We start from the raw sequence: 12,346 nt of genomic DNA on the forward strand, positions 1-12,346 counted from the left end.
AGCTCCAGCACCTCAGCCAGTGGCAACGCAGTCAGCCGCAGAATATTTGGCAAACCCGCTTTAAGGTTTCCATTGAACAATAAAAAAGACGCCTCGGCGTCTTTTTTCATTTTAGGAAAATTAGGGCTTTTGCAGTTGCGTTAAGGTTTTACGTGCCAGTCCTGGATCATCGGCAAATACACCATCTACACCAGCTTTATAGAAGTTTTCAAATTCTTTAGCCGCACCTGTATCACAACGTTCGGTCGCCACTGAGTTACATTTTAAATAGTCAGGTAAAAAACCATTTTCAGGTCTGAGCGTATAAGGATGGACTTTCAAACCAGCAGCATGGGCATCTTTGACAAAATTGGTTTGTTTAAATTCAGTGTTTGAAAAGATATACGTTTTACTTGGGCCTACACCATCTGCATATTTTGCAACTGATTTTAGGCCTTCTGCTGTTGCTAAGCTTGCATAATGTTGAGGTGAGCTTTGTTGCTGTAAGTCACCCGGTATGGCAGTTGGGCTATCTAATAATTGAATAATTTTGCCATGTTTGAGGGTTTTCTTTTGCGTGAGTTGATCACGTAAGTACTTCAGATTGGTGGTTTCAAAGGACTGTAAATATACAGGTGCGATATCACGTGTATAACTGTATTTGGCAAGCGTTGTGAGTAAGCGATCTTCCATGGCTAGATTTTGCTGTTGGAAAAATGTTGGATGCTTGGTTTCAATATATAAACCAACAATTTTCCCAGTTTTTTTATAATGAGCGTCGGCAAGTTCAATGATTTGTTCGAGCGTTGGGATGCTGTATTGATCATTATATTGAGTGTTATTAGGGCGATATTGAGCAATACGCTCACGTGCTTTTACATTTTGAGTCAGTTCATTCAAACTAAAGTCTTCCGTAAACCATCCTGTATAGTCGATACCATCGATTTTTTTGGTGGTTTTTCGATCCGCAAATTGTGACAGCGTACTAATATTGGTTGTCCCTGAAATTTCACTTTCATGGCGCGCAACCAGATAGCCATCCTTGGTTGGTACTAAATCGGGTTCGATAAAATCCGCACCATCATCAATCGCTTTTTGATATGCGGCAAGGGTATGCTCGGGTCGCAAAGCACTGGCACCACGATGCCCAACAATGACAAAACCTGTATCAGGCAAAATAGGGGGCTTGGTGACATGGGTTTTATCGTCATCCGAATTACATGCAGATAAACCAAAAACGCTAAAAAGGAGCAGTGAAGACACGCCCCATGAGGATTTCACTTTGCTTGTTATGGCTAGATTTAACTGTTTTGTTAATTGTTTTTGCATGGCTGCCTCGGCATCTTTTTATTTAAATGAATGAAGTTGCAGGCATACATTGCAGGGCAGTGGCTAAGACTTCATGACAGAGGCGGTTTTGTCACATAAATTTACTAAAATAGCTGAAGTGGAGGCTCTCCATATTTTCTACATATTTCGCTTCAAGCAAGGTTTTTATGTAGTCTAGGCTTGTAATCAAGCACATTGTGATTGATTATCAATAAGATTTTTTGAAAAAATCAATCAACATATTTTATTTCATTAATTGAAAAGTGACATGGACTGATGCTGTCTAAGTTTTTTATTTATCGACCGATTTTTGCAGGTGTCTTGGCGATCATCGTCATGGCGCTCGGGCTATTTGCTGTCCTCAATTTACCCGTAGAGCGCTATCCAGATATTGCACCTCCACGAATTACCGTCAGCGCAAGTTATAGCGGTGCGTCAGCAGAAACAGTTGAGGAAAGTGTCACACAAGTACTTGAGCAACAAATTAAAGGAATTGATCATCTTTTATATTTTAGTTCAAGCAGCGACTCTTCAGGTCGAAGCCGGATCAGTATCAGTTTTGAAAATGGTACCGACCCAGATACCGCTCAAGTACAAGTACAAAATGCCATAAATGGGGTAATCAATCGGCTGCCTGAAGATGTGCAGCGCCAAGGGGTAAATGTCTATAAATCTTTGGGTGATACCCATATGGTTATTGGCCTCTATGATGAGACTGGCAAGAGTTCGAATATCGAACTTGGTGACTATATGATGACGCATCTAGAACAGGACATTGCTCGAATTGAGGGCATCGGTGAAGTCGATGTTTTTGGTTCGCAATTTGCCATGCGCATTTGGCTCAACCCACTGAAGTTAAAGCAATATAGCCTTATGCCCAGTGATATCCGTGCGGCTGTTGAATCACAAAATACGCAGGTTGCAGCCGGAGCCGTAGGTGAATTACCGAGTGTATCGGATCAATATCTCAATGCAAAAGTCACTTCAGGTTCACGTTTAAAGTCAGTTGAAGAATTTGAAAATATTATTGTCAAATCTGCACGAAACGGCAGTTTTGTCTATTTAAAAGACGTTGCACGTGTTGAATTGGGTGCGGAAAATTATTCAGGGGTTAATACCATTAACGGGTATCCATCTTCAGGGATGGGGATCTCATTGGCTTCTGGGGCAAATGCACTTGAAACCTCAGCCTTAATTAAGCAAGAAATTGAACAGTTAGCGAAGCAATTACCTGCCGGTTATAAAATCGTTTATCCACGGGATAACACGCCATTTGTACAAGAATCGATTAAAGAAGTGGTGAAAACGTTATTCGAAGCCGTTTTACTGGTGGTTTTGGTGATGTTTATCTTCTTACAAAATTGGCGAGCAACGCTGATACCTGCGATTACGGTGCCTGTGGTGATTCTTGGGACTTTAGCGATTTTATATGCTTTGGGCATGACCATTAATACGCTCACATTGTTTGCATTGGTACTGGCCATCGGTCTGTTGGTCGATGATGCGATTGTTGTGGTGGAAAACGTCGAACGTTTAATGCATGAACAACAGTTAACAGCAAAACAAGCGGCCATCGAGTCGATGCATGAAATTAGCGGGGCATTAATCGGGATTACTTTGGTATTGACCGCTGTATTTATTCCCATGGCGTTCTTTGGTGGCTCAACGGGCGTGATCTATAGACAATTTTCCATCACACTCGTGGCTGCAATGGGCTTGTCACTGATGGTTGCGCTGATTTTAACCCCTGCATTATGTGCCTTAATTTTAAAACCCAATCCGAAACCACAGCGCTGGGCGATTTGGTTTAACACCAAATTAGAGACTTTAAAAACCAAATATCTAGCACTTGCACAAGCCACGGTTCGTTATCGCTTATGGACGGTGGTTTTGTTTGCGGGGCTCATTACGGTATTTGCTTTGTTTTATCGTGCTTTGCCGACCAGTTTTATTCCTAGTGAAGACCAGGGCATTTTGAGTGTGCAACTTAAATTACAAGAAGGTGCACCGATGTCGAAAAGTCGTGAGATCGGTGAACAAATTCGGCAGTACTTTTTGACTGAAGAAAAGCAAAATATTGATTTGGTGATGATTCGTTATGGACGAAATTTTTCTGGTACGGGTCAAAACTTAGGGCAAGGCTTTATTGCACTGAAGCATTGGGATGAACGTTCAGGACAATACAATTCAGCGCAAGCGATTCGTGAACGTGCTATGAAACATTTTAAAAAGTTCAACAATGCACAAATCAATGTCAGCATGCCGTCTTCAGTCAGCGGTCTTGGGCAAACCGATGGTCTGGAGTTTTGGCTGCGAGATATGAATGGTGAGGGTCGTGCTTATCTCGATGAGCAATTTAAAAGCCTGCAAGAGAAATCCGCACAATTCAGTAGTTTCGAAAATTTAGACAAACGCTCTAACCCAGACAAAGCTGAACTGAAAGTTGATATTGATCAAAAACAAGCGATGGCTATGGGTTTAACGCAAAATGCGATTAATAGCACCATGAGTAGTGCATGGGGCGGGAGTTATATTAACGATTTCATTGACCGTGGACGTATTAAACGCGTCATGATGCAGGCAGATGCCGAATTCCGTTCTAAACCAGAAGATTTGGCTTATTGGCATGTACGTAATGACCAAAATGAAATGATTCCATTTAGTAATTTTTCAACCATTGGCTGGAGTGGCGGCCCTGAAGTCGTCAATCGCTTTATGGGCTACACCGCATTACAAATGGAAGCGGATACAGCCAAAAATGTCTCAAGTGGCCAAGCCATGCAGGATGTTAAAGCTTTAGTCGATCAGGTGCCTGGCGTGGATGTGGCATGGAGTGGTTTATCTTTTGAAGAGCAAAAATCAAGTCATCAAGCGATTTGGCTATATTTGGTCTCGATTGGATTTATTTTCCTCTGTCTTGCCGCCCTATATGAAAGTTGGAGCATTCCGACCGCAGTCATGAGTGCGATTCCACTCGGGATAGGCGGTAATATTTTGTTTAGCTACATGACCGGTTTTCCAAATGACATCTATTTCCAAATTGCCTTGCTGACGACCATCGGTCTGTCCTGTAAAAATGCGATCTTGCTTGTAGAGTTTGCAGCGATGGCACAAGAAAAAGGCAAACATGTAATCGAGGCTGCAATGGAAGGCGCAGCACTACGTTTACGTCCTATTTTGATGACCTCTTTGGCTTTTGGTGCAGGGGTGGTTCCTTTAGTTCTTGCTTTTGGCGCAGGTGCAGCCAGTCGTCAAGAGATTGGGGTAAGCGTACTCGGTGGGGTAATATTCGGTACGGTCTTGGTGCTGATTTTTATTCCGTTTATGTATGTGATGGTCCGATCTATTTTTAAAATCAAGCCGGTGTCTGAAACTTAGAAATAATTCACGCACAGTGTATAGCTCTAGTAAAAGCCACCGTGAAAGCTTGAGTACATCGCGGTGGCTTTTTATGTCGCCAAATTTATGTCACCAAACTTTCGACAGGGAATGTTCACAGAGAATTTTCGCAAAGAACGTTCACCGAGAACATATTGAAGAGATTTGAAACTCTTTAGTTTATCCTTCAAAATGTGCACTACATAGAAAGATTAAAATAAGAGTGAGTTGAATGGCGGATTTAATACAAAGACAGCGTGAAATTTCCGCTTTGCTGCAACAACAAAATTATGCAGCAGCAGTTTTCGCTTTACAGCCTCTGAACTACGCTGATCAGGCTCGTTTAATTCAGCAATTTCCAATCGAAGATCAAATCGAGTTACTTTCAGGTTTAGACCATCAAGGCTTGGTATTTGAGTTTTTCCCTTTTGAGTCACAGCGACAGCTGATTTCACGTTATCCACTGCGTCTACAAATTGAACTATTTGATGATATGCATTCTGATGATGCAACGGACTTATATAAAAGTTTAACTGATGCAGAACAAGATCGGATTTATCAACAACTTGATCAAGATACCCAAGAGCATCTAAAGGCGTTATCTGCATATGCAGAAGAGTCTGCAGGTGCAATCATGAGTTCAGACTATGTCAGTATGCCTGCTGACTTTACCATGCAACAAGCTATAGAGGCCTTACGCCATGAACCGCATGACCGTGAAACCCTGTATTTAATTTATGTCACCAATGATCAGTCTCAATTAGAAGGGGTGATTTCACTGCGGCAAATTTTGCAGGCCGATCGTGATGCACGGATTCAACAGGTGATGACCAAAGATGTGGTGACCGGCTGGATAGATGAAGACCAAGAAAGTATTGCTCGAAAATTGGCAGAATATGATTTTATGGCCTTGCCGATTGTGGATCATGCTCAGCGTTTGATGGGGATTGTCACCTATGATGATGCGATGGATGTGGTACAGGCTGAAACCACTGAAGACTTTTTAAAAGCCAGTGCGGTGAGTACTGAACCAGGTATGAGCATTAATAAAGCACCGATTTTAAAATTGTACCAAAAGCGGGTGTTCTGGTTGGTGATATTGGTCTTTGGCAGTTTATTGTCCGGTTTAGGTATTTCCTATTATGAAGACATCATTGCAGCACATATCGTCTTGGTTTTTTTCTTACCCTTACTGGTCGGAAGTGGAGGCAATGCGGGTTCACAGTCTGCGACCTTAATGGTGCGAGCGCTTGCCACTGGGGATGTAAAAATTCGAGATTGGTTTTATTTGTTGGGACGGGAGACGCTCGTCGCGCTTTGCCTCGGTGGAACCATGGCCATTGCTGTATCAATTCTAGGCTACTATCGTGGTGATGCAACCGTCGCCTTGGTCTTGGCTTTAAGTATGATGGGTATCGTATTGCTCGGTTGTTTAATTGGCATGAGTTTGCCCTTTGTACTCAACAAGTTAAAGCTCGATCCTGCAAGTGCTTCTGCACCCTTGGTAACCTCGATTTGTGATGCGACAGGCGTGGTGGTGTATTTGATGATTGCTTCACAATTGCTCAATTTATAGAGATTAGCATTTTGCTACAGATTGAAGACTTCTAATATGTTTTAATCTCAGTGATTTACACGGTTTTTATTGGATAAAACATGACTGAACCATTAAAACAAAAAATGTCAAAGCAAGAAGTCATTCGTCTTGAACGCGATCTCGCAAAGTTTGCCAATATGATGGACTCCGTGGTTCGGATTCCATTTACTCGACAAGGGGTAGGTGCGGACGCAGCGTTGAGTACCATTCCCGTAGCTGGTGATATCGCAGGATTTGTCTTGACCTGTTATGCCGTCTATAAAGCCAAACAGATTGGCGTACCACAAGCCAAATTAAATGGTGTGATGAAACTCGCAGTTATAGATGCTGTCGTGGGGTTTATTCCTGTTGCAGGGACGATCTTTGATGTGTTTATTCGACCGAGCCGTAAAGCTTTAGATGTTGTACATACGCACATTCGTGAAGAATATCAAATCAGTACAGATCAACATGTGGTACATCCGTTTTTACATGAAAAATTAGAACAGAAACAACAGCAATCTGCTTTTTGGCGCAACCCTGTGATTGCATGGTTATGGATCCATATCCCAGATATACTCGGGATGATTTTCTTATTGGTGTTTATCTTTGCAATTTATATGGGCGGTTCATTGCTTTGGCAATGGTTAAAGGCCAATGGGGTATTGTAGAGAGAAATGCACTGTTGCTTGAGCGCGATCAATGAAAGGCTATTCAATTGAAAGATCGTTCAACTGAAAGATTATTGATAAGACAGTAAATGTTCGGAAAAAATTAGACTTAAAAAAGCCTCCATAGGGAGGCTTTTTTACGACATACATTAGATGCTCGATTATGGGCAATCTAATTGTTGTAATGCCGCAACACGTTGTTCAATCGTTGGGTGTGTTTGGAACAATGCAGCTAAGCTGAAACCTTGTTCTTGACCCGCAGAAATTGCAAAGGCTTTCATTTCTTTTGGCATTTGATCTGGCATTTCAGATTCTGCTTGTAAACGTAACAGGGCAGAAATCATCGCTTGTTTACCTGCTAAACGCGCACCAGCTTCATCGGCACGGTATTCACGGTAGCGAGAGAACCACATCACAATGGCAGACGCTGCGATACCAAAAACAATATCTAATACAATCGTAATGACAAAATATGCGATACCCGGTGCTTCACCATCTTCACGACCAAAAACATTACGGTCAATGAAGTCACCTGCTACACGCGCAAAGAACATCACAAAGGCGTTGACTACACCTTGCACCAAAGCAAGGGTCACCATGTCACCATTGGCTACGTGACCAATTTCGTGAGCGAGTACGGCACGGAGTTCATCTTTGTTCATACGCTCCAGTAGACCGGTAGAAACCGCCACTAAAGCATCATTTTTGTTCCAGCCTGTTGCAAAGGCATTTGACTGGTACGATGGGAAAATACCCACTTCTGGCATTTTGATACCAGAACGTTGTGCTAGTTGCGCAACTTCGTTGAGTAACCATGCTTCAGCTTGGCTACGTGGTGCATTAGGGTCAATCAGCTCTGTACCCGTGGTTTTTTTCGCCATCCATTTTGACATGAATAGTGAGATCATCGAACCCACCATACCGAACACAAAACAGATAACGAGCAAGTTGCCTAAGTTTAAGCCGCCTGCACCGTGGTAACTACCGACACCGAAGAGTGACAAGATTATGCCAGCTACAACCAGTACCGCGAGGTTGGTCAGCAAGAACAAACCAATCCGCATCATTGGGTAAATCCTCTTATTATAGAAAAATGATCTGATTTACAAATAAAAATCATTAAACTCAATATGAGGTGAAAGTCTTAAAATTTCAAGGAAAAATTAGTAAAACAGATGCAATTTTACAAAATCAGTGATTTTATTCATTGAGATAAATGCGCGCTGAGGCAGAAGCATTTGCTGTCGCAAATGAACCTGAAGGTGCATCGGTAAAACTACCATTGTCCGTTTGAATAATTTGACGTGCCGGTGACTTGGCAACAGCAGGGGCAGCAGCATGATAATTGTCCGAACTGGCAATAATCCGACCACTATTAGAAGTGCTATTTGAACTGCTCGAACCCGAGACACTTAAACTACCAGCATATAGGTTGCTGTAGCGGCTAGTGACACGGCGGACATAGTCTTGAGTTTCACGAAAAGGTGGGATGCCACCATATTTTGCGACATTGCCTTCACCTGCGTTATAACCAGCTAAGGCAAGTGAGGTGTTGCCATTAAAACGTTTCAGTAGCCAAGATAAATAGCGCGCACCAGCCATAATGTTCTGATGTGGATCGTAGGCATTCGATACATTGAAGCGACGTGCTGTGGCAGGCATGAGTTGCATTAATCCTTGCGCACCGACTGGTGAGCGTGCATTGGTGTTAAAACCAGATTCGGTATGCATCACCGCTTTGATCAGACCTTCGGAAACACCATGTTGGGCCGCGGCTTGTTTAATAATATTGTCAAAGGCATTTTTATTACGGCTATAGCTTGGCAACACAGACGCTTCATTTGAGCCCCAGTTACTATAACTATGGATATTACTGTCCGGATAGTAGGTTTTTTTCTCGACTTTCAGATTGCTATAGCGGCCTTGTTTATTGGTTAGTAGCGTTGTGCCGTTACTTTCACGTAATTGATAGATCGTTTGGCCGGCAAAAATGCTCGGTGCAGCTAAACTGATAGCCACACTTCCACTTAATAACAGCCCCAAAGTCCAAGTATTGTTTTTCATTTTATTGTGAAGAAAAAAATTCTGTCCCCAAACAGTTAAAATAGAGTTTATCAAAAAAAAATCAGATGAAAAGGCTTCGAGGGCTGATTTCTTCTTTACTTTGTAAAAATCAAGTCATTTTGATGATTCAATAATCAAAAAAAATATTTATTTTTTTTTAATGAGCATAACTTGACACATATAAAGTATTGATAAATAAGTAATAATAAATTGATCAAAAAATGATCAATTTAAATAGAAGCCTTAAAATAAGGGCAGCTCACCTTGTCAAGTCATTTAAAATCCACAAAGTTATCCACAGCTTTTGTGGACAACTGTGGAAAAGTCCAAAAGATAAGCGTTTCGCCTAAAAAATGAACTCGACCGTATAAAATAATGCGCTGAGGATGACGTGATCATGACAGTATTTTTAGTTTTTTCGGAAATTACATTCTTTTGATGCGAGAAGTCTGCGAATCGGATAAAATTGCGCGGTATTTTTTTTTAGGTTTAACTCGTCTATGTTCTCGCCAGTTGAGTCCGAACAAGGATTTAATTTCAAACCAGAACTACCAACTAGCTCTGCGTATTATCGTTTATTGAAAAAGCTACGCCGTCAGGTCGGTCATGCCATTCGTGATTTTAAAATGATCGAAGAGGGTGACAAGGTGATGGTCTGTATTTCAGGCGGTAAAGACAGTTATACCTTGCTCGACATTTTGTTGCAGTTTAAGCGTATCGCACCGATTAATTTTGATGTGGTTGCAGTCAACCTTGACCAAAAACAACCGGGTTTCCCTGAAGAAGTATTGCCACGTTATTTAGAAGAAAACAAAATTCCGTATTACATCTTAGAAAAAGATACCTACAGCATTACTAAACGTTTAACCCCAGAAGGTAAAACGTATTGTGCAGTATGCTCACGTTTACGTCGTGGTTCGTTATACGGCTTTGCTCAAGAAATTGGGGCGACGAAAGTGGCTTTAGGTCATCATCGTGATGATATTTTGGCGACGTTCTTCTTGAACTTGTTCCATGGCGGTAGCTTAAAAGCCATGCCACCGAAATTATTGTCTTCTGATAAAAAGAACATTTTGATTCGTCCACTGGCTTATGTGGAAGAAAAAGACATTATCAAGTATGCAGAAATGCGTAAGTTCCCAATTATCCCATGTAACTTGTGTGGTTCACAGGAAAACTTACAACGTGCGATGCTAAATGACATGCTGCGTACTTGGGATAAAGAATTTCCAAAACGTTTACACAGTATTTTTGGCGCATTGCAAAATGTATCGCCTTCACAACTGGCAGACCGTGAGTTATTCGACTTTGAAGCCTTGGATGAACAACGCGAATTTGACTTCAAAAATAGCGAAAGTTGTTCAACTGAAGAAGGTGAGCCTGAAAGCAAACGCATTAATATGGTGAACTTAGGTTTTATGGCAGATTAAGCCGAAAACTTCATCACGCAAAAGGCATTCTACGGAATGCCTTTTTTATGCTTATGATTTTTCTCATTTTGTTGTTAAACAGTTAAATATTGAACGGTGCGTACAAAAAACTTTAGCCTTTTCGCAAATGATCATGCTATAACAAGCCTCAAGCAAAATATGCTTGCACTGATGTTGTCCGGAACGGCAACACACACGAACAAAATAAATTGAGGAAAGATCATGCCTGCTTTTTTAACTGATGATTGGTTTTCAACTGTAGAAACTCTGACAGCTCAAGCTGGTGATTTAAACTTACCACCTGCATTGGCTAATCTTGCAATTAACCTTGTAGTTGCTGACGCTGCAGGCAATACTGAATTGTCATTAGACGGTGGTGCAATTAAAAAAGGTTTATCTTCAAACGCGAAAACAACGTTGAACATGGATGCTGAAACGTTACGTAAAGTATTTCTTGAGTTTGATATGGCTGCAGCGATGCAAGCGTTTATGACAGGCAAAATAAAAGTACAAGGTGATATGTCACAATTGATGGCATTGCAAACAGCAAAACCAAGTACTGAACAAAAAGATTTATTCAAAAAAGTACTTGAGCAAACTGCTTAAGTCTAAAACGAAAAAAGCTTACCCGAAGGTAAGCTTTTTTTTGTGCGCTCACATGTAAATGTTAGGTGGATGTATATTAGATATTCACCAGTTGAGGTGTGGTTTTAATATGTTCCAAATAAGCACGAATACGCGTGACATATTGCACAGCTTGACGATAACGACCATTGCTGGCCTTGTTACGGTCTAGATAAGCATATAAATTCACCCACTTATTTGGGTTTTTACCCTGAGATTGGATGCGCTTTTGAATCTGACTTACAGCACCAGGACCCATGTTATAAGCCACTAAGGCATACCAATTACGATCTGGGTATGGAATGTTACTATAACGGTTTAACATTTGGTCATAGTACTTTGCACCACCTTGAATGCTTTGAGTCGCATCTGTACGGTTGCTCACACCCATGGCTTTTGCTGTACTGTTGGTCAGCATCATAATGCCACGAACACCCGTTGGGGATACCGAGTCAGGTTTGAGGTAAGACTCTTGATAACCAATCGCTGCCAATAAATGCCAGTCTAGATCGTATTGCTTGGCTGTGTTTTTAAAACTTGCCTTATAGATCGGCATACGTTTACTTAAATCACGTTGAATCACATTCCAAGAATCTTGTTTGACTACATTACGGTTGTAGAACGAAGCCAACTGTCCAATTGCGCCATTTTGTTTGGCACGGCAAATAAAACCACTCGCGGTTTGGCTTAGTGGATCATCTGCATTTTTAAATACCCAGTTTAAGTTGCTGTTTAAACCATTCTTTTTTAAAGAAACGGTATCACCACAACTGGCTGAAAATGACGTCAAATGCTTGGCTTCAATGGTACTCATTTCGGCAGTGGTCATAGCAAAATTGGCTTGACCTTTGGCAACCATTTTTAAAGCAGTGGCATTGTCATTCACTGTTTTAAAATCTAATTGGACATTTAAACTTTCTGCATAGTTACGTGCAAGGTCGTAACCAAAACCATGTCGATGTTTACCATCCTGAAAAACAATATCAGGATTGGCAACGGCAACAACAGTGAGTTTATTACTGTTGACGACAGCATCATATTGATGAGCTGTTTTGCTGGCATTAATACTGTGAAAAGGAATTAAGACAGTACTGAGTGCAAGCGCTTTAAATGGGAGAGAGTTAAAAGAGTTAAGGCAAAGCCTCGACCCAGAAGTTGAACTACTGTGCATGTTGTCTCCGCTACAAGTAATTTATGCCCTAAAAAGCAAAGGCAAACACGCCTCAGACTTTTTCAAGTTTGATAAATTCAATAAGGGTTGGGCAGTCATGACGTCATTCAAAAATGACTAGGGG

General features: G+C 41.3%; 9 protein-coding genes. 5 read left to right on the forward strand and 4 right to left on the reverse strand.

Translation table 11 applies throughout. From position 1 onward, the window contains the following. Window positions 1–120: 120 nt before the first annotated feature. Entirely contained in the window at window positions 121–1,308 is a 1,188-nt protein-coding gene (locus FTV03_RS01380; protein WP_180039588.1) for a glycerophosphodiester phosphodiesterase, read from the reverse strand. A 276-nt stretch (window positions 1,309–1,584) separates the two neighbouring features. Between FTV03_RS01380 and FTV03_RS01385 the strand changes: the two genes are divergently transcribed. The 3 genes from FTV03_RS01385 (at window position 1,585) to FTV03_RS01395 (ending at window position 6,933) form a co-directional block, all read left to right on the forward strand. Beyond that, window positions 1,585–4,686, forward strand: coding sequence for a multidrug efflux RND transporter permease subunit (locus tag FTV03_RS01385; protein WP_180026671.1), 3,102 nt, complete (start codon window positions 1,585–1,587; stop codon window positions 4,684–4,686). Window positions 4,687–4,918: 232 nt separating this feature from the next. Next, window positions 4,919–6,262 (forward strand): magnesium transporter, encoded by a 1,344-nt coding sequence (gene mgtE, locus FTV03_RS01390; protein WP_180007504.1) that lies wholly within the window; start codon window positions 4,919–4,921, stop codon window positions 6,260–6,262. A gap of 80 nt (window positions 6,263–6,342) precedes the next feature. After that, complete coding sequence (locus FTV03_RS01395; RefSeq protein ID WP_180039590.1) at window positions 6,343–6,933, forward strand: DUF4112 domain-containing protein; 591 nt, start codon at window positions 6,343–6,345, stop codon at window positions 6,931–6,933. Between the two features lie 161 nt (window positions 6,934–7,094). On the opposite strand, the gene htpX is transcribed toward FTV03_RS01395, so the two are convergent. Both htpX and FTV03_RS01405 read right to left on the reverse strand, forming a co-directional pair. After that, window positions 7,095–8,000: a protease HtpX gene (gene htpX, locus FTV03_RS01400; RefSeq protein WP_078190437.1), complete on the reverse strand. Its 906-nt coding sequence runs from the start codon at window positions 7,998–8,000 to the stop codon at window positions 7,095–7,097. A 133-nt stretch (window positions 8,001–8,133) separates the two neighbouring features. Beyond that, on the reverse strand, window positions 8,134–8,997 hold the full coding sequence (locus FTV03_RS01405) for a lytic transglycosylase domain-containing protein (RefSeq protein ID WP_180020710.1): 864 nt from the start codon (window positions 8,995–8,997) through the stop codon (window positions 8,134–8,136). 500 nt (window positions 8,998–9,497) lie between these two features. Here FTV03_RS01405 and ttcA point away from each other — a divergent pair, with 500 nt between their 5' ends. Beyond that, window positions 9,498–10,427 (forward strand): tRNA 2-thiocytidine(32) synthetase TtcA, encoded by a 930-nt coding sequence (gene ttcA / locus FTV03_RS01410; RefSeq protein ID WP_168378304.1) that lies wholly within the window; start codon window positions 9,498–9,500, stop codon window positions 10,425–10,427. A 222-nt stretch (window positions 10,428–10,649) separates the two neighbouring features. After that, a complete protein-coding gene (locus FTV03_RS01415) occupies window positions 10,650–11,033 on the forward strand; it encodes an SCP2 sterol-binding domain-containing protein (protein ID WP_078190434.1) in 384 nt (127 codons plus the stop codon). A 76-nt stretch (window positions 11,034–11,109) separates the two neighbouring features. On the opposite strand, the gene FTV03_RS01420 is transcribed toward FTV03_RS01415, so the two are convergent. Continuing rightward, window positions 11,110–12,222: a transglycosylase SLT domain-containing protein gene (locus FTV03_RS01420; protein ID WP_180008382.1), complete on the reverse strand. Its 1,113-nt coding sequence runs from the start codon at window positions 12,220–12,222 to the stop codon at window positions 11,110–11,112. Window positions 12,223–12,346 lie beyond the last annotated feature (124 nt).

The organism is Acinetobacter sp. YH12218 (assembly GCF_013417925.1).
Classification (GTDB): Bacteria; Pseudomonadota; Gammaproteobacteria; order Pseudomonadales; family Moraxellaceae; genus Acinetobacter; species Acinetobacter amyesii.